At 63.9% G+C, this 17,056-nt stretch carries 14 protein-coding genes; 9 read left to right on the forward strand and 5 right to left on the reverse strand.

Annotated elements, in window-relative coordinates; genetic code table 11:
• Window positions 1-32: 32 nt before the first annotated feature.
• From F758_RS0110345 to F758_RS0110360, 4 genes are read left to right on the forward strand one after another with little or no spacing between them, the layout of a single operon-like run.
• Window positions 33-920 carry a MurR/RpiR family transcriptional regulator gene (locus F758_RS0110345; protein WP_035721587.1) on the forward strand — a complete coding sequence of 296 codons (888 nt, stop codon included), beginning with the start codon at window positions 33-35 and terminating at the stop codon, window positions 918-920.
• 3 nt (window positions 921-923) lie between these two features.
• Complete coding sequence (locus F758_RS0110350) at window positions 924-2,273, forward strand: aspartate aminotransferase family protein (RefSeq protein WP_024507809.1); 1,350 nt, start codon at window positions 924-926, stop codon at window positions 2,271-2,273.
• 24 nt (window positions 2,274-2,297) lie between these two features.
• Window positions 2,298-3,314 (forward strand): amino acid ABC transporter substrate-binding protein, encoded by a 1,017-nt coding sequence (locus F758_RS0110355; RefSeq protein WP_024507810.1) that lies wholly within the window; start codon window positions 2,298-2,300, stop codon window positions 3,312-3,314.
• Between the two features lie 54 nt (window positions 3,315-3,368).
• Window positions 3,369-4,010: an aspartate/glutamate racemase family protein gene (locus F758_RS0110360; protein ID WP_024507811.1), complete on the forward strand. Its 642-nt coding sequence runs from the start codon at window positions 3,369-3,371 to the stop codon at window positions 4,008-4,010.
• Window positions 4,011-4,185: 175 nt separating this feature from the next.
• Here the strand turns inward: F758_RS0110360 and F758_RS0110365 are convergent, their stop codons facing one another.
• Window positions 4,186-4,896, reverse strand: coding sequence for a TetR/AcrR family transcriptional regulator (locus F758_RS0110365; RefSeq protein WP_024507812.1), 711 nt, complete (start codon window positions 4,894-4,896; stop codon window positions 4,186-4,188).
• 124 nt (window positions 4,897-5,020) lie between these two features.
• Here F758_RS0110365 and F758_RS0110370 point away from each other — a divergent pair, with 124 nt between their 5' ends.
• The 4 genes from F758_RS0110370 to F758_RS0110385 all read left to right on the forward strand — a co-directional run bounded on the left by F758_RS0110370 (window position 5,021) and on the right by F758_RS0110385 (window position 9,098).
• Window positions 5,021-6,232, forward strand: a complete 1,212-nt coding sequence (locus F758_RS0110370) for an HlyD family secretion protein (RefSeq protein ID WP_024507813.1) — start codon at window positions 5,021-5,023, stop codon at window positions 6,230-6,232.
• 4 nt (window positions 6,233-6,236) lie between these two features.
• Window positions 6,237-7,865 carry a DHA2 family efflux MFS transporter permease subunit gene (locus F758_RS0110375; RefSeq protein WP_024507814.1) on the forward strand — a complete coding sequence of 543 codons (1,629 nt, stop codon included), beginning with the start codon at window positions 6,237-6,239 and terminating at the stop codon, window positions 7,863-7,865.
• A 240-nt stretch (window positions 7,866-8,105) separates the two neighbouring features.
• Window positions 8,106-8,558 carry a small heat shock protein HspB gene (gene hspB, locus F758_RS0110380; protein WP_024507815.1) on the forward strand — a complete coding sequence of 151 codons (453 nt, stop codon included), beginning with the start codon at window positions 8,106-8,108 and terminating at the stop codon, window positions 8,556-8,558.
• Between the two features lie 99 nt (window positions 8,559-8,657).
• Window positions 8,658-9,098 (forward strand): hypothetical protein, encoded by a 441-nt coding sequence (locus tag F758_RS0110385; RefSeq protein WP_024507816.1) that lies wholly within the window; start codon window positions 8,658-8,660, stop codon window positions 9,096-9,098.
• A 144-nt stretch (window positions 9,099-9,242) separates the two neighbouring features.
• Here the strand turns inward: F758_RS0110385 and F758_RS0110390 are convergent, their stop codons facing one another.
• Both F758_RS0110390 and F758_RS0110395 read right to left on the reverse strand, forming a co-directional pair.
• Window positions 9,243-10,862, reverse strand: coding sequence for a DHA2 family efflux MFS transporter permease subunit (locus F758_RS0110390; protein ID WP_024507817.1), 1,620 nt, complete (start codon window positions 10,860-10,862; stop codon window positions 9,243-9,245).
• Window positions 10,859-11,860: an HlyD family secretion protein gene (locus F758_RS0110395; protein ID WP_502689130.1), complete on the reverse strand. Its 1,002-nt coding sequence runs from the start codon at window positions 11,858-11,860 to the stop codon at window positions 10,859-10,861. The genes F758_RS0110390 and F758_RS0110395 overlap by 4 nt, the downstream gene beginning before the upstream one ends.
• A gap of 345 nt (window positions 11,861-12,205) precedes the next feature.
• Here F758_RS0110395 and F758_RS0110400 point away from each other — a divergent pair, with 345 nt between their 5' ends.
• The gene (locus F758_RS0110400) at window positions 12,206-13,993 is read left to right on the forward strand and encodes a thiamine pyrophosphate-requiring protein (RefSeq protein WP_024507819.1); all 1,788 of its coding nucleotides are present in this window, start codon (window positions 12,206-12,208) and stop codon (window positions 13,991-13,993) included.
• Between the two features lie 60 nt (window positions 13,994-14,053).
• Here the strand turns inward: F758_RS0110400 and F758_RS0110405 are convergent, their stop codons facing one another.
• On the reverse strand, window positions 14,054-15,280 hold the full coding sequence (locus F758_RS0110405) for a c-type cytochrome (RefSeq protein ID WP_024507820.1): 1,227 nt from the start codon (window positions 15,278-15,280) through the stop codon (window positions 14,054-14,056).
• Window positions 15,273-17,051, reverse strand: coding sequence for a GMC family oxidoreductase (locus F758_RS0110410; protein WP_024507821.1), 1,779 nt, complete (start codon window positions 17,049-17,051; stop codon window positions 15,273-15,275). Before F758_RS0110410 ends, F758_RS0110405 begins: the two co-directional genes overlap by 8 nt.
• Window positions 17,052-17,056 lie beyond the last annotated feature (5 nt).

Here is a 17,056-nt window from a genome sequence, read left to right on the forward strand (position 1 = left end):
CACCGTTCCTTCAACTATGCAACAAATGTTTCATGGCCGGCCTCCTGAAATTGCAGCCCACACGATCCTCGCCGCTGAGCGAACTCTGCAGCGCCTTGCCCTCGCTCCCGCTGCGGCTGCAGGAGGTCGGACGGTTCGTCGCCGCCAACGATTATGACGCCACCACCCGCTCGATGCGCGATCTCGCGGCGGAGGCCGGCGCCGATCCCGCCGCCTTCACGCGGCTCGCCAAGGCGCTGGGCTATTCGGGGTGGGACCAGCTTCGCGCCGCGCTGACCGAGGCGCGGCGGCCGTCGCAAGCCTCGCCGTTCTCGGGCCGCGCCAAGGGGCGTCGCCACGGCCCCGATTCCGACGTTGCGCTGATCAATGCGAAGCTCGAAGCCGAAGCGGCCGGCCTCACGCGTATCTCGGCGGCGTCGATTGCAGACGCGGCCAAGGCGCTGCACACAGCCAGGCGCATCTGGATCGCCGGTTTCCGAAGCTGCCGCAGCGTTGCGGAACTGCTCAACTATGAGCTGCGGCTGTTTCGCCCGGACGAGGTGCAATTGGTCGGCGGTTCGGGGCCGGAGGATCTCGACCTCGGCGCCTTTCGTGCGGGCGAGGCCGTCGTGGTGATCGGCTTTGCGCCCTACTCTCGCGCCAGCGTGTTGTCCGCCCGTGCCGCGCATGGCGCCGGCGCCACGCTGATCGCGATCGCGGATTCGCCCGCCGCGCCGATGGCGGAAGGCGCCGATCATGTGCTGCTCTACGAGGCCGCCGCTTCGCCTGGATTTTTCCCCAGCCTCACCGGCGCGATCGCAATTGCGCAACCGCTTGCGGCGGTGACGTTTTCGCTCGGCGGGGCAAGCGCACGAAAGCGCCTTCGGGAGACCGAGGCGCGCCTTGCCGCAACCTCGCAATATGTCGCGGAGAAAGGTTGAACCATGGCCGCTCGCAACAGCCGCGTGCTGCACCGAAGCCTGCGCGAAACCCCGCCGCTCGCGATCGGCGGCGAGGGCGTCTGGCTGATCGCTAGGGATGGCCGACGGGTTCTCGATGCATCAGGCGGCGCGGCTGTTTCGTGCCTGGGTCATCAGCATCCGCGCGTCCTCGACGCGATCGCGAGGCAGGCGTCAAAGCTCGCCTATGCACACACCGCATTCTTCTCCTCCGAGCCCGCGGAGGAATTGGCCGATCTTCTCGTCGGCCACGAGCCCGGCGGCCTCGGCTATGCTTATTTGGTCAGCGGCGGGTCGGAAGCGATCGAGGCCGGCATCAAGCTGGCGCGGCAATATTTCATCGAGCGCGGCGAGGCGCAGCGCCGCCACTTCATCGCGCGTCGACAGAGCTATCATGGCAATACACTGGGCGCGCTAGCCGCAGGGGGCAATGCCTGGCGTCGCGAGCCCTATGCGCCGCTGTTGTCATCGGCTTTCAGCCACGTGACGCCGGCCTTCGCCTATCACGAACGGCGCGACAGCGAGACGGACGCTGATTTTGTCGCGCGGCTGGCGGCCGAGCTCGAAGCCGAATTCCAGCGGCTGGGACCCAAAACGGTGGCGGCGTTCATCGCGGAGCCGGTCGTCGGGGCCACCGCCGGCTGCGTGCCGGCGCCTGAGGGCTATTTTCGGCGCGTGCGCGAAATCTGCGACCGTTATGGTGCGCTCCTTGTCCTGGATGAAGTGATGTGCGGCATGGGCCGCACCGGCACCATAAATGCCTGGGAGCAGGAAGGCGTCGCACCCGACATTCAGGCAATCGCCAAAGGCCTCGGCGGCGGCTACCAGCCGATCGGCGCGATGCTCGCGCGCGGCGAGATCGTCGAGACGATCCGCCAAGGCTCCGGCGCCTTCCAGCATGGCCACACCTATCTGGCGCATCCGCTCGCTTGCGCGGCCGCGCTCGAAGTGCAGCGCGTCATCCGCGACGAAAACCTTCTGGATCAGGTCAGAGAACGCGGCAAGCAGCTTGAACAGCGCCTGACCGAACGCTTTGGCAACCACCGCCATGTCGGAGATATCCGCGGCCGCGGCCTGTTCCAGGCCATCGAGCTGGTGGCCGATCGCGCAACAAAGGCGCCGTTCGATCCCGCGCTCAGGCTGCACCAGAAGATCAAGGCGGCCGCACTCGCGGAAGGACTTGCCTGTTATCCGGGCGGCGGGACCGTGGATGGCCGCAGCGGCGACCACGTGCTGCTAGCGCCGCCCTATATCGCGACGCAGCACGACATCGACATGATTGTCGACAGGCTCGGGGGCGCGGTCGACAGCGCATTGCGAAGCATCAATCAATAATCGATCACTTAAGGGGAGACGCCAATGAAGGGAACAGTGCTTGTCGCTCTCGGCCTGCTCGCCGCATCAGCCTGCGCGGGATCGGCTGCGACGCTGGATGCGGTCAAACAACGCGGCACGCTGGTGTGCGGCGTGAGCACCGGCTTTGCCGGCTTCTCCGCACCGGACTCGCAGGGCAATTTTAGGGGTCTTGACGTCGATTATTGCCGGGCCTTGGCTGCAGGCGTGCTCGGCGATCCCAACAAGGTGCGCTATGTCGCGCTGACCGCGCAGAACCGCTTCACCGCGCTGCAATCGGGCGAGATCGATGTGCTCTATCGCAATTCGACCCAGACATACTTGCGCGGAACGACGCTCGGCCTGCGGCAGGGTCCGATCAACTTCTACGACGGACAGGGATTTGTGGTCCGCAAGGACGCCGGCGTGAAGGACATCAGAGCGCTCAACGGCGCCACTGTGTGCGTTGCCCAGGGCACCACGCATGAGGTGACGCTCGGCGACTATGGTCGTGCCAACAATATCGACTGGAAGCCGCTGGTGTTCGACCGTGTCGACACCATGTACCAGACCTTCTTCGGCGGCCGTTGCGATGCCATGACCCAGGACGCTTCCGCACTGGCCGGCGCCGTCGCAACCGCCGCCCCGAATGCGGCCGACTATATCGTGCTGCCGCAAACCATCAGCAAGGAGCCGCTCGGGCCGTTCACGCGCAACGGCGACGAGGTCTGGAGCGACATCATCACCTGGCTGCATTACGGGCTGATCGAGGCGGAAGAGCTCGGCGTGACCCAGGCCAATGCCGAGGAGATGGCGAAGTCGAGCGCTTCGCCGGCGATCCAGCGCCTGCTGGGCACCTCGGGCGATCTCGGCTCGCGGCTCGGGCTCGACAACAAATGGTTGCTGCTGGCGATCAAGGCGGGCGGCAATTACGGCGAGATCTTCGAGCGCAATGTCGGCCAGCAAGGTCCTCTGAAGCTCGAGCGCGGCCTCAACGCGCTCTGGAGCAAGGGCGGCTTGATGTACGCCCTTCCCTTCAAGTAGCAGGAGCTGGCGCGGCGCCGGTTGTTGCCGCCGCGCCAGCTTGAGACGGATCCGATGCGCATCGCCCTTATCCATGCCCTGAAGCATTCGCCCGCACCGATCGCGGCCTCCTTCGCAAGACTTTGGCCGGAGGCGCGGCTGATGAACCTGCTCGACGACAGCCTGTCGGCCGATCTGGCGCAGGAGGGCCGGCTGACCGATCGCATGACCGAACGCTTTCTCACGCTCGGCCGCTACGTGGTCGGGACCGGCGCCGACGCAATCCTGTTCACCTGCTCGGCCTTCGGCCCGTGCATCGAGGCGGTGGCCCGCGCGCATGCACCGATGCCGGTGCTCAAGCCGAATGAGGCCATGATCGAGCAGGCTGTCGGAAAAGGTCGCAAGATCGGCCTGCTCTCGACCTTTGCGCCGACGCTGGCGTCGATGCCGCGCGAATTCCCCGCTTCCGTCGAGATCGTGCCGAAGCTCGCCGAAGGCGCGCTCGCCGCGCTCGATCGTGGCGAGCGCGAGCAACACGATCGCCTGGTCGCGGAAGCCGCGATAGATCTGCGCGGCTGCGATGTGATCGCGCTCGCCCAATACAGCATGGCTCCCGCGGCCCCGCTGGTTGCGGAAGCCACGGGCCGGCCGGTGCTGACGACGCCGGACAGCGCGGTCGAGAAATTGAAGAGATTGCTTACGGCCGGGCGCATCTAGCGCAGTCACCGGTCCGAGCGCGCGAGCGCGTTAAATCCGACCCGTCATTGCGAGGAGCGAAAGCGACGAAGCAATCCAGGCTATATCCGCGGAGAAAGTCTGGATTGCTTCGCTTCGCTCGCAATGACGGCGGAGAGGCTGGACACTCTCCGATTCGCTCAGCTTGGCTGATGACTCAGCGCGCGCACCCTCGCAGAAACAGTGTTGCGCAAGCCTGCGCGCGCCGCGCGATCTCCTCGCGGCTCGGCGGCGGCGCGTGGCCGAACATCACCGCGCGTTGCGGCTGGAAGGCGAGCATGCCGAGCAACATGCCGGCGGCTGCGTCCGCATCATCGACCGCGACGAGGCCGCGCTTGTGCTGCGTGCGCAGCCATGAGGCGAGCGTGCTTTGGGTGCGCTTGATCGCCTTGTGATAAAATGTCTCCGCCACATCCGGAAACTTGTCGCTCTCTCCCAGGATCATCCGCTGAAGCGCAATCACGTCGGCATCGAGGATCAACTCGCCGCAAACCAGAAGCGCTTCGCACAAGGCGGCCTCAATGTCGGTACCATCGCAGGCGCGCAAGCGCACGACGGAGGCGAACCGGTCGATGCGATCGGTGATCAGCGCCTCGAACAGCGCCGCCTTGTTCGGAATCAAGCGGTAGAGCGTTTTCGTCGATATCCCGGCACGCCGCGCCACGCTCTCCATGCTCGTTGCCGCGTAACCGTTCGAAGCGAACTCGCCGCGCGCCGCATCCAGAATGAGCGCGCGCGTCTCCTCGTCCGACCGGGCCTGTGGCCGGCCGCGGCCGCGGCGCACCTCCGAGGCTTCCCCCCCGCTCTGCACTTTCGGCGTCCTGGTCGTCATGCCGTTCGAGCCATGCTTTTGGATGATGACTGTCATTCCATTGACAGAAGCAATATGCGGTCTATTTTGGAAAACGTCAAGTTTCCTAATTTTGGGTCCGAGCCTGACGGCACCCAATCCGGGTGTCCTGGCCAGAGGATGAGCCAAGAACGAGGTCGCCGTGAGCCGACAGTCCACGACTTTCGACGCCGAACGCCAGCTCCCGGCCGGAACTGTCCAGGAGCTGGTGCCCTCTTCCTCTCCCGCCAAGGAAGCCGCTCCTTTGGCGGCCAAGACCCCGAAAGCGGGCGCAATTCGCCGACTGCTGATGGCCGGAACCGCCGTCGCGCTGCTTGCCGGGGCATCATGGTATGGCTGGGACTACTGGAGCGTGGGCCGTTTCGAGGTCTCGACCGACGACGCCTACGTGAAGGCGGACAACACCACCATCGCGCCCAAGGTCTCCGGCTATCTCAGCGCGGTTCTGGTCGGCGATAACGAGCATGTGAAAACCGGCCAGGTGCTGGCGCGGATCGACGATCGCGACTTCAAGGTGGCACTCGAGCAGGCCAAGGCCGACGTTGCGGCGGCGCAAGCCGCGGTCGCGAGCAAGCGCGCCCAGCTCGACGTGCAGGAGGCCGTGATCGATGCGGCCAAGGCAACGCTGGACGTCGACACCGCGGCGGAGACGTTCGCCAAGCAGGAGAACAAGCGTTACACCGACCTTGCCGCCACCGGTTTCGGCAGCGTGCAAAACGCGCAAGCCGCGCAATCGCGCGACGCGAGCGCGGTCGCAGCTATCGCGCGCGACAAGGCGAATCTCGCATCCGCGATCAAGCAGCGGGAGTTGCTCCAGGCCGAGATCGCGCAAGCCGTCGCGGCGGCGGCCCGCGCCATTGCACTTCAGCAGCAGGCCGAACTCAATCTCTCCTACACCACCATCGTGGCGCCGATCGACGGCGTCGCCGGAAATCGCACCTTGCGCACCGGCCAGTTCGTGCAGGCCGGGACGCAATTGATGTCGCTGGTACCCTCGAGCGGCGCTTATGTGATCGCAAACTACAAGGAGACCCAGCTCACCGATGTGCATCGGGGGCAGCGGGTCGATATCGAGGTCGACATGTTTCCGGGCAAGATCGTCCACGGACACGTCGACAGCCTTGCGCCGGCGAGCGGCCAGGAGTTCGCCCTGCTGCCGCCGGACAATGCCACCGGTAATTTCACCAAGGTGGTGCAGCGCATACCTGTGAAGATCGCTCTCGACAGCTCGGACGTTGAGCTGCGGCCCGGCATGTCCGTGATCCCCACCATTCAAACCAAGGCGGACACTCGCGACGTTCCGCAGCATCGGAGCGCCGAACCCAGCGTCGCCATGCTCGCTTCGCAGAGGTGATGTCATGTCGGACCTTGCGCTCTCCACCTCGACGCCAGCGCGTGCCGCCGCGATCCGCAGCGGCTCGGGGCAGGTCACGCCGTCACCGGCGCGCGCCAGCGCCACCGTCTGGATCTCGATCCTTGCCGCCATGATCGGAGCGTTCATGGCCATCCTGAACATCCAGATCACCAATGCCTCTCTGCTCAACATCGAGGGCGGCATTGGGACAGGCGTCGACAACGGCTCGTGGATTTCCACGTCGTACCTGATCGGCGAAATCGTGGTGATCCCGCTCACCGACTATCTCAGCCGGGTGTTTTCCTTCCGCAACATCATAATCTCATTCGCAAGCCTGTTTGCGGCTTTCTCCGTCGCCTGTGCCTTCACCCACGATCTGCCTTCGATGATCGCGATGCGCGCGCTGCAAGGCTTTTTCGGCGGCGTGCTGATCCCGATGGCGTTCACACTTGTGTTCACCAAGCTGCCGAAGCCGCAGCAACCGATCGGGCTTGCGATGTTTTCTCTGGCCGTGACCTTCGCGCCGGCGATCGGCCCGACCATCGGCGGCTATCTCACCGAGAACTACGGCTGGCAGACCATCTTCTTCGTCAACGTGGTGCCGACGGCCGTGATGGTGACGATGCTCTATCTCACGCTCGAGCGTCAACCGATGCAGCTCGGCCTGCTCCGCGAAGGCGACTGGTTCGGCATTGCCACCATGGCGGTCGGACTTGCCGCATTGCAGTCCGTGCTGGAGGAAGGCAACAAGGACGATTGGTTCGGCTCGCCGTTCATCGTGAAGCTGGCGATTGTCGCCGCGATCGGCCTCTCGCTCTTCATCGTCAACGAGCTCCTGGTGGAAAAACCGCTGGTTCGCCTGCGGCTGCTGACGCAGCGCAGCTTCGGGCTTGGCACCATCGCCGCCGTCTTCCTCGGCTTCGCGCTGTTCGGCTCGGTGTATCTGCTGCCGGCGTATCTCGGACAGGTGCAGGGCTACAATGCCGAGCAGATCGGCAATGTGCTGGCCTGGACCGGGCTGCCGCAACTCATTCTGATCCCGCTGGTGCCAAGACTGATGCAACGGATCGACATCCGCTATATCGCTTTCGCAGGCCTTGGCATTTTCGCGCTCAGCTCCTTCATGAACACGGCGATGTCGCTCGACTATTCCGGCGACCAGCTCTTCATCCCGAATATCGTGCGCGCGGTCGGTCAGGCCCTGACGCTGGCGCCCTTGAGCGCCATCTCGCTCGGCAGCGTGGCGCCGCAGGACGCCGCCGCGGCCTCGGGCATCTCCAACATGATGCGCAACCTTGGCGGCGCGATCGGCACTGCCCTGCTCTCCACCATCGTCACCAAGCGCGAGCAGTTTCATTCCAACATCATCGGCCAGGCCGTCGACCTCGGCCGCGACGAGGTGCGCGAGCGCATCGCGCGGCTGACCGATTATTTCATGGCTCACGGCATGACCGACACGGCCGGCGCGCATCACCAGGCGATCATCGCGCTGGGCAAGATCATAAAGCGCCAGGCCTTGGTAATGGGCTTCAGCGACACTTTTGCGGTCATCGGGATCGTGCTGGTCCTCGCCGGCATTGCCATCCTGTTGACCGGGAAGCCGAAGGGCGCGGCGGCGGACGGCGGGCATTGAGGCGCGCGGCGGCCGGACCCCACTCGCGGGTCGCCGCCGCTCGCAGAATTAACCCGTCTTACGCCACCGCCAGCCTGGATTTTTTTCGCGCCCCCTCTTGAAAGCGGGCGCGTTTGTTCTAAGTGGATTTTCGCCGCCGCCGCGGTGCCGGGCGCCAAATCGGGTCCGGCGAGCTAAGCGGGCGCCGGCCAGGTGTCCGACGCCCCTTCGTATCCATTTTGCTCTTAGGAGGACATGGTTATGAGGACCTACGACTTCGCTCCCCTGTGGCGTTCGACCATCGGCTTCGACCGCCTTTTCGATCTCCTCGACGAGACCCAGCGGGCTACCGAGGACAACTATCCGCCCTACAATATCGAGCGTCTTGGCGAGGATCGCTATCAGATTTCGCTCGCGCTCGCCGGTTTCAACCCGGATGAGATCGCCATCACCGCGGAGCAGAATGTGCTGACGGTGGAAGGGCGCAAGGCCGACAAGGAGCAGCACGAATATCTCTACCAGGGCATCTCGGCCCGGCCGTTCAAGCGGCAGTTCAATCTCGCGGATTATGTCCAGGTGAAAGGCGCGTCGTTCGATAACGGCCTGCTCCGTGTCGAACTATTCCGCGAGATTCCCGAGGCCATGAAGCCCCGGCGTATCCCGATCGGCGATGGCGTAGCCCCCGAGAAAATCGAGCAGAAGAGAGCCGCCTAGGACGGCTTCGGGCAATCAGCCAGGTTTGAGGGAGACGGCAATCCGGCCGTCTCCCCCAATTGACCCATTTTCGAGAAAGGAGCAGCGAGGAGTTTCGACATGAGCCAGGCTGAGCGCGCATCCCACGGTCTTGATGCTCTGTTTCATTCTGTATCCCATTACGACTCACCCGCGGAGGTCCTGCTCGATCCCGCGCTTTCGGCCCCTGAGAAACGGGCCATCCTCTCGTCCTGGGCTTCCGACATGTATGCCGTGGAATCCCAACCCGCGCTGCGCAAGATTCCCGGCATCGCGCGGGAAATGCGTCTTGGCGAGATTCTCTTCGCACTGCGACAGCTCGATGAGGGGGATGAGGCGCGATCCGACGCCTCGCACGCAACCGACATCCGTCTGCGCTCGCTTCCGCCGATCGCGTTCAACCGGGCGCGCTGGAGCCGCGAGGCCAACGTCAGGCGGTACCGCAAGTTGCTTCGCACGCGTCTCTCCGACCACGAGCGTCGATTCGTCGAGCAGCGGCTCGCCGAAGAGCTGCAGAGCTGAAGAGGAAAGGCGCTGAAGACGATGCAGTCGCGGAGGTGTGCTGCTAGAGCATGATCCGGAAAAGTGTGAAGCGGTTTTCCGAAAAGATCATGCTCAAGCAATAATCTAAAGCGCGATGGCGCTTCAACCTAATCCCATCGCGCTTTAGTGCGGCGCCCTCGCGGCCGACGGATCGACCCGCCTGAGGATCAGCGCAGTCGGAATCATCGCAACGCCCACCATGGCGAGCGCCCAGAACACGTCGATATAGGCCAACAGATCGATCTGGTGCTGCAGCGTCTGGCCGACCCAGGCGATCGCCTGGCCCGCCGCGTCCGAGGCGTTCGACCCTTGTGCCTCAAAGAAGCGTGTCATTGCATCGACCGTCTGTTGATAGCCGATGTCGGACGGCGCGATATGCTCGACCAGCCGGCTCTGATGGAATTGCTGGCGCTGCGCAAAGAGCGTTTGTGCGAGCGCAACGCCCATTGAACCGCCGAGATTGCGCGCCACGTTGATCAGCGCGGACGCCTGGTTGGTCTTCTCCGGCGGCATGCCCTCATAAGAGGCGGTCGTGACCGGCAGGAACAGCAGGGGAAGGCCGACCGCCAGATAAATGCGCGCCATCGCGGCATAACCGTAGGAGACGTCGCCGGTGAGCCCGGTGAGGTGCCACATCGAAAGCGCCGCAATCGTTGCACCGGCCATGATCAGATATTTCGGCTGCACCATTCCGATCAACTGTCCGGTGATCGGCATCATGACCATTGTCACCAGACCGCCCGGTGACAAGGCCAGCCCCGCCAGCATCGCCGTGTAACCCATGTCCGTCTGCAGGAATTGCGGCAGGATCTGCGTCGTGGCTATGACGATCGCACCGGTGCCAAGCATGAGCAGGAAGCAGCAGCCGAACTGGCGCTGGCCCAACAGGCGGATATCGACGATGGGATCGTCGTGGATCAGCTCCCAGACGACAAACGTGACGAGGCAGAACGCCGACGTCAGCGCGAAGCCCAGGATCATGCTCGATCCGAACCAGTCATTGCGCTGGCCTTCGTCGAGTACGAATTCGAGCGAGCCAAGCCCGGCGGCGATCAACAGAAAGCCGATATAGTCGACGCGCAGGCCGTTCTTCAGCAGCTCTCTGCGCTCCTCCTCCGCGCCCGACGGCTCGCTGACGAGGGTCCCGACCAGAAACAGCGAGATCAGGCCCATCGGCACGTTGATCAGGAACACCCAATGCCAGGAATAGGTGTCGCTGATCCAGCCGCCCAGCGTCGGGCCAATCACCGGTGCAACCACCACGGCGATGCCGTAGATCGCGAATGCCTGGCCACGTTTCTCCGGCGGGAAGGAATCGGCGAGGATCGCCTGCTCGCTCGTCGCCATGCCGCCCCCGCCAAGTCCCTGCAGAATGCGAAACAGCACCAGCGCCTGCAGGCTCCAGGCAAAACCACACAACAGCGAGGCGAAGGTGAAGGTTGCAACGCAAATCATGTAGAAGCGCTTGCGGCCAATCACGGTCGAAAGCCAGCCCGAGATCGACAACACGATCGCGTTGGCGACGAGATAGCTGGTTACGATGTAGGTGCTTTCGTCGAGACCGACCGCCAGCCCGCCTGCGATATAACGCAGCGCGACATTGGCAATCGTCGTATCGAGCACCTCCATGAAGGTCGCGATCGAGACGACGAAGGCGATCAGATACGGATTGTGTCCACCGGCCGCCGAACGCTCCGGCGACCAGCCGCGTGATGCACCGCCGCCCTCTGCAAGGTCCGTCATCGCACTTTGGTCCAGGGCACGACCGACATGCCCGGCCCGATCGCCACGTCGCTCGGCCATTGATCGACGACGATCTTCACCGGCACGCGCTGCACCACCTTGACGTAGTTGCCGGTGGCGTTTTCGGCGGGCAGCAGGCTGAACGCCGTGCCGGAGCCGGGCTGCATCGAATCCACATGACCGGTCAGCTTGCGGTTCGGATAGGCGTCGATGGTGAACTCGACCGGCTGGCCCGGGCGCATGTCTCTTAGCTGCGTTTCCTTATAATTCGCGACGATCCAGATATCGTCCGGCACGAACATCATCAGGCTCTGTCCCGCTGTGGCGAACGTTCCGACCGCGCCGGTGAGCCTCACCACACGCCCGGACTGGGCCGCCTTCACCTCGGTGTATTGAAGATTGAGCTTCGCCTGATCGAGCTGGGCCTGCGCTTGCTGCAGGTTGGCGCGGGCACTTTCGAGCTGTGCTTGAAGCGTCTTGATGCCGAGTTCGGCCGCGATCAACCCGGCCTTGGCGCGCGCCGTGTTGGCCTGCTGCGACTGCAGGTCGGAGCGCGTCTGCTGCTCGCGCTGCACAGTGCCGGCGCCCTTTTTGACCAGGTCCAGCGCGCGGTTCTCCTCCTGCTGCGCGAATTGCAGTTGCGCCTGGGCTTGATCGAGCTGGGCCTTGGCCTGGTTGATCTGCTCGCGCTGGCTGTCGATCTGCGCCTGGATATTGTCGATATTGGCCTGGGCCACCGCGACCTGCGCTTGGCTTTGGTCGAGCGCGTTCTTGTAGTCGCGATCGTCGATCCGGGCCAGCAGGTCACCGGCATTGACATGCTGGTTGTCGGTCACGGGAACAGCGGTGACATAGCCGCCAACCTTCGGCGCGACAGAAAAGCTCCGCGCGGCGATGAAGGCGTCGTCGGTCGACTCGTAGTTGCGCACATTGAGCCAATAGGCGGTGCCGCCAATCAGCGCGACCAGGAACAGAATGGCCGCGACGGATACGGCGATCCAGTGCTCGCGCAACCGGTCGCGCAGCGAAGGCGGCGCCTTGTCGCCCGCATCACGCGGGCCATCGCCTGTTTTTCGATTCTGCTCTCGCGCGGGCGGCTGATCGGAACGGCGCTCAAGCTGCTCCGGCCTTTCCGCCGATGGCCCACGCTCTTTTGCGTGCGCATCCAATTCCGTCACCTCGGGCGGTGGTTGATGGCATCCCTGCACCTCAACCGCTCAGGGCCTAATTGCAACTGCGAAACATGGTTCCCCCAAAGGTGGACGATTGATCGAAATGGTGACGGAACTGCCTTCCAAAGCCATCGTTGAGCCGCTGTCATCCCTGCAAAGCGAGCTCATACAATGTCTCAGACCGTCGGCGACTTTCTTGTTCAACGGCTGCACGAATGGGGCGTGCGGCACATGTTTGGTTATCCCGGTGACGGCATCAATGGCGTGTTCGGCGCGCTCAATCGCGCCAACGGCAAGATCCGTTTCATTCAGACCCGCCACGAGGAAATGGCGGCCTTCATGGCCTCCGCTTACGCGAAATTCACCGGACGGCTCGGCGTCTGCATCGCAACGTCAGGGCCGGGCGCGTCTCACCTCATCACCGGTCTCTACGATGCACTGCTGGATCACCAGCCGGTGCTCGCCATCGCCGGACAACAGGCGCGCAATGCGCTGGGCGGACAATATCAGCAGGAACTCGACCTCTGCTCGATGTTCAAGGACGTCGCAGGCGCCTACGTCGAGCAGGCCGCCTCTCCCGCCCAGGTCCGCCACCTGATCGATCGCGCCGCACGCATCGCGCTCGCGCGCCGTGCCCCGACCACGATCGTGCTGCCCAACGACCTCCAGGACGAGACCTACAGCGATCCGCCTCGTGCACATGGCACACTGCGATCGGGCATCGGCTATAGCATGCCGAAGATCAGGCCGAGCGACGACGATCTCGACCGCGCCGCTGATGTCCTCAACGCCGGCAAGAAGGTTGCCGTGCTGGTCGGCGCCGGCGCGCTTGGCGCCACCGACGAAGTCATCGCGGTTGCCGATTGCCTCGCCGCCGGCTGCGCCAAGGCGCTGCTGGGCAAGGCCGTCCTGCCGGACGATCTGCCCTGGGTAACCGGCTGCATCGGCCTGCTCGGAACAGAGCCGAGCTGGAAGCTGATGACCGAATGCGACACGCTGCTGATGATCGGTTCGGGATTCCCATATTCCGAATTCCTGCCGAAGGAAGGGCAGGCCCGCGGCGTGCAGATCGACATCGATGCCGGCATGCTGTCGATCCGCTACCCCATGGAAGTCGGACTTGTCGGCGATGCCGCGGAAACCCTGCGCGCGCTGTTACCGCGACTGAAGCAGAAGTCCGACCGGAGCTGGCGCAACAGCATCGAAGCCAACCTCAAGGATTGGTGGAAGACCCTCGAGGAGCGCGCGAAGCAGCCTGCCAACCCGGTGAATCCGCAGCGCGTGGCCTGGGAATTGTCGCCGCTGCTCCCGGACCGCGCGGTCATCACCAGCGACTCCGGCTCATGCGCGAACTGGTTCGCCCGCGACCTGAAAATGCGGCGCGGCATGAAGGCGTCGCTTTCCGGCGGGCTCGCCTCGATGGGCGCAGCCGTTCCCTATGCGATCGCCGCCAAGTTCGCCAATCCCGACCGCCCCGTGATCGCGCTCGTCGGCGATGGCGCCATGCAGATGAACAACATGGCCGAGCTGATCACGGTCGCCAAATACTGGCGCGACTGGCCGGATCGCCGCTGGATCGTCTGCGTCTTCAATAATGAAGATCTCAACCAGGTCACCTGGGAGCAGCGGGTCATGAACGGCGACCCCAAGTTCGAGGCATCGCAGACGATCCCGAATGTTCCCTATTCGCGCTTTGCCGAGATGATCGGACTGCGCGGCATCTACGTCGATAATCCCGACTCGCTCGCCTCGGCCTGGCAGCAGGCGCTGGCAAGCGACGTTCCGGTGGTTCTTGAAGTCAAGACCGATCCGGAAGTGCCGCCGCTGCCGCCGCACATCAAGTTCGAGCAGGCGAAGGCGTTCTCGACCGCGTTGCTGAAGGGCGACCCGAACGAGGCAAGCGTCATTAAGGGGACAGCGCGACAGGTGCTTGAATCGGTACTGCCCGGCAAAAAGTGAAGCGAGAGGCAAAGGGAACGCTCGAATGACCGGCGCGAAAATGCCGGTCATTCCGTCTCTTCATTCCGTTTTCGCAAGCGTTGCGCGCATCCTGTGCACCTGCTCTGCAGTGACCGCGGGTGCGTGGGCGAAATGATTGCGCACGTAGGTCGCAACCGCCGCGACCTGCTCGTCATCAAGCTGCCAGCCGAAGGCCGGCATGCCGGGTCCGGTCGGTTCGCGATCGGTGGCGACGGTTGGCGTTCCCTGCAGAATCACACGCAACACCGTGGTGGGGTCTGGCGTCGCAACGGTGGCGGCATCGGAGAGCCTCGGAAACAGGTTCGGGATTCCCTGACCGTCCTGGCGGTGGCAAGCCGCACAGAGATCCTGGAAGATCGCGCCGCCGGCGGTGAGCACGTTCTGGTCAACCGAGCCCGGCCCCGGAGACGCCGCGCCCTGAATGTCTTTCAAATACACCGCCATCGCTCGTACGTCCTCGTCGGTCATGTTCGAGGTCGAGAGCTGAACGACCTCCGCCATCAGGCCGGCGGCGGCGGCATATTTGTTGTGGCCGGTTTTCAGATATTCGGCGATGTCATCGACCGACCAATTGCCGAGCGGCCCCTGTCCGCTGGTGATGTCGGGCGCGACCCAGCCCTGCAAGGTGTAACCGCGCAGCGCGTCCGATTTCTTGTCTCCGCCGAGCAGAGTCTTCGGCGTATGACAGGCTCCGCAATGCGCCGGTCCTTCCACGAGATAGGCGCCGCGATTCCACTCCGCCGATTTCGAAGGGTCCGGGTGAAACTCGCCGGGTTTGAAATAAAGCCTGTCCCACACGATCATGGAGGACCGCAGATTGAACGGGAACGGCAGCGCGTCCGACATCACCGCATTGTGGACCGGCGGGACCGTGCTGAGATAAGCGCGGATGGCCTTCACGTCCTCGCGTGACATGCGGCTGTAATAGGGAAACGGCATTGCCGGGTAGAGCCGCGCTCCACCGCGCTGCCGCCCTGCTCGCACCGCAGCGTCGAACTCCTCGTCGGTCCATGTGCCGATGCCGGTGTCGCGGTCGGGCGTGATGTTCGGGGAAACCAAGTTGCCGAACGGCGTCTCAATCGGCCGTCCGCCGGCAAAGGGCTGATTGCTGCCGGGAACGGTGTGGCAACTGGCGCAATCCGCCGCATTGGCCAGATAGCGGCCGCGCTCGATTTCGGCGAAATCCTGCAGGCCGGCGCTGCGGCTCGCGCCGACACTTGCGGTAAGCGCAAGCAAGGCGATCGCAATCGTCGACCGCTTACGCATTGATCAACTGCCCGGGATTTTTCAGATAGTGGGTGCGAATGGCATTCGCCGCCCAGAAGGCAAGGGCCGCGAGCGTGCCGGTCGGATTGTAGCCGGCATTTTGCGGAAAACCGCTGGCGCCGGTCACGAACAGGTTTGGCACATCCCAGCACTGCAGATAGCGGTTGATGGCGCTGGTGTTGCGATCGGTGCCCATGATAGCGCCGCCGCACAGATGGGTCGTTTGATATTGCGTGACGTCGTAGGGCCCCTTGCGATAGTGCTTGACCACCTGCTTGGCGCCCATCGCCTGGAAGATTTCCGCAAATTTGTCGGTCAGGAATGCGTTCTGCTTGATCTCGTTGTCATGGAAATCCATCGTGATGCGCGCCAGCGGTCGGCCGAAGCGATCCTTGTAGGTGGGATCGAGATCCATATAGACGTCGCGATAGCTGTACATGCTGCCGTGCACGCCAGTGCCCGGCTTCAGCGCGCTCAGGTAATTTTCCTTCACAGCCTTCTTCCACGCAGCCCCCCAGCGCGGCGTGCCCGGCGGCACCGGCGTCGTCTCGATGGGCCGGCCGTTGGTCTGCACCTGGCCCATGTAAGCGCCGCCGACGAAGCCGTGCGGCCCGTGATCGAAATTGTCGCCGTTGAACTCGTCGATGCACATCCCGATCGCGCCGGATGCGATGAAGGGGTTGAAGATGAACTTGCCGGGCTCGAAGAAGCTGTCGACGCTCGAGATCGTCTGGTGGGAAAAATTACGCCCGATCACGCCGGCGTTGGCGACGGGATCGTAGGGCTTGCCGATGCCCGAGAGCAGCAAGAGCTGCACATTGAAGATGGTATAGGCCGAGAGAATGACGAGATCGGCCGGTTGCTCCCATTCGTTGCCCTCTGCATCGACGAAGGTGACGCCGGTCGCGCGCTTGCCGGTGCCATCGAGGTTGATGCGGGTGACCTCGCTATTGTCGCGCGCTGAAAAGGTCGGCTTGCGCAACAGCGCGGGCAGGATCGTCGTCTGCGGCGATGCCTTGGAATAATTGCCGCAGCCGAACCATTCGCAGAAGCCGCAGAAGGTACACGGGCCAAGCCGGACGCCGAGCGGATTTTGATAGGGTCGCGACAGATTTCCCGAGGGCTGCGGAAATGGCTTATAGCCGAGATCGCGCGCAGCTTTCGCGAAGAGCGTGTGGCTGAACGGCTGATCCTGGGGCGGCGTGGGATAGGGGCGCGAGCGCGGGCCCTCAAAGGGATTGCCGCCATCGATGATCTTTCCCTTGATGTTGCCGGCCTGCCCCGATGTGCCACAGAGATATTCGAAGCGATCGTAATAGGGCTCGATCTCGTCGTAAGTGACGCCCCAATCCTGGATGGTCATGTCCTCAGGCAGGAAGCCGGCGCCATAGCGCTGGGTCAGATGCGTGCGCAGCACGAAGTCGGACGGCAAGAACCGCCAGGTCTCGGCGTTCCAATGCACGCCACCGCCTCCGACGCCGTTGGGCGGCATGAACGCGCCCCAGGTGCGGATCGGCAGCGCCGTCTGATCCATCTTGTTGCGAAACGTGAACGTGGTCTGCTCGGGACGCAGGAAGAGCTCGTGGCGAATCCTGTAGCGCAGTTCGTCGGGCGCGAAGTTGGGCGGGAAATCGGTCGGCGTGTTGCGCCATGGACCGCGCTCGATCGCGATCACCTCAAGCCCCGCATCGGCGAGTTCATAGGCCATGATGGACCCGGTCCAGCCGAGCCCTATGATTGCCACGTCCTTTGCCGGCAGCTTGCGGGCCATTGCAG

Origin of the sequence: Bradyrhizobium sp. ARR65, from assembly GCF_000472385.1 — a bacterium.
Classification (GTDB): Bacteria; Pseudomonadota; Alphaproteobacteria; order Rhizobiales; family Xanthobacteraceae; genus Bradyrhizobium.